Raw genomic sequence first — 1,494 nt, 5'->3', positions numbered from 1 at the left:
GGGGGGGTGCCTCTATGTCTGTGGTCAAGCGAGGCGTGGGGTTCTGGGTTCGTAGAAGGTGCCGTCGCGGAGCATGGCGAACAGCACGCTGATGCGGTGGCGGGCGAGGCGGAGGAGGGCCTGGGTGTGGGTCTTTCCGCGGGCCCGGCAGCGGTCGTAGTAGGTGCGGGAGGCGGGATCGTGCAGGGCGGCGAAGGCGGACAGGAACATCGCGCGTTTGAGCTGCCGGTTGCCGCCTCTCGGGGCGTGTTCGCCGTGGATCGAGGTCCCCGACGACTTCGTCGTCGGGGCCAGACCGGCGTAGGAGGCCAGGTGGGCGGCGGTGGGGAAGCTGGTGCCGTCGCCGACGGTGACCAGCAAGGTGGCGGCGGTCCTGACCGCGATCCCGGGCATCGAGGTCAGGACCTGGGAAAGAGGGTGTGCCTCCAGCAGGGCCTCGATCTGCGCTTCCAGAGCACGGCGTTGCTCGTGGACGGCGGCGAGCGAGCGGGCCAGGGATGGGATCACGACGTCGAGGGTGCCGGTGCCGGGGACGACAACGGTCTGCTCGTCGAGCGCGTCGAAGACGTCGTCGATCAGCCGGACGGCCATGCGGGGAGCCTTGGGCCTGATCACCTCGACCAGCCTGCGGCGTCCGGCTTTCCGCAGCGCGGCCGGGGAGCCGTAGCGTTCCAGCAGCCAGGTCACCGCTGCATGGTCGAGACGGGGGCCCAGGACGCGCTCCAGGGAGGGGTGGAACTGCGTGAGCAGGCCGCGTATCCGGTTGCTGGTGCGGGTGGCTTCAGCCGCCAGGTCCTGGTCGAAGCCCACCAGGACGGTGAGCTCGGCAGTGATCTCGTCGGTGAGCTCCAGCGAGCGCAGGGTGTGGGGCATGGTGCGGGCGGCGTCCGCGATCACCGCCGCGTCGCGGGCGTCGGTCTTTGCCTCGCCGGGGTAGAGATCGGCGATGCGGCGCATGGCAAGTCCCGGCAGGTAGGCGACCTTGCAGCCCGCGTCCCGGGCGACGGTGAGCGGGAGGGCGCCGATGGAGGCGGGCTGGTCCACGATCACGAGGACCGTGCCGAACTTCGCGGCCAGCTTGTCGAACACGGCCCGCAACTTCGGCTCGCTGTTGGGCAGGGGCTTGTCGAAGACCTTCTTGCCGGCCGGGGTGAGCCCGTGCCCGTGGTGGGCGCTCTTGCCGACGTCCAGGCCGAGGAAGACGCCCACGTCGTCGATGTCGTACAACCCGTCCTCCCGAACAGGGCTCGTGCGGTGCTGGCCAGGGCTTCGGCGCCGTACGCGCGCATCCACGTTATGCAGACCTGCCACCCCAGAGATGCCGGGCGTTGCGCTCGGCGGGGCGGTAGTCGGACCTCTCATCAGCGTCTCCAACGGCACCCCTCGGGCCCGGTGACACCACCCCCCAGGTCATCCCTTCGACAGGGGGGAACAGTCATGCCGGGCCCGGAGGCCAGCGGCCCTCTTGCAGGACCGCGAAGAAGATAACGGGGG

General features: G+C 70.3%; 1 protein-coding gene. It reads right to left on the bottom strand.

Going from position 1 to position 1,494, the window contains the following annotated elements; all coding sequences use genetic code 11:
* Nucleotides 1-24: 24 nt before the first annotated feature.
* Entirely contained in the window at nucleotides 25-1,227 is a 1,203-nt protein-coding gene (locus ACTWQC_RS35745; RefSeq protein WP_443320038.1) for an IS110 family transposase, read from the bottom strand.
* Between the last annotated feature and the right edge of the window lie 267 nt (nucleotides 1,228-1,494).

It is taken from the genome of Streptomyces sp. 8N616 (assembly GCF_052246385.1).
GTDB lineage: Bacteria > Actinomycetota > Actinomycetes > Streptomycetales > Streptomycetaceae > Streptomyces.
Note: the sequence above shows the minus strand (reverse complement) of the source record. Positions and strands in the feature narration are given on the sequence as shown.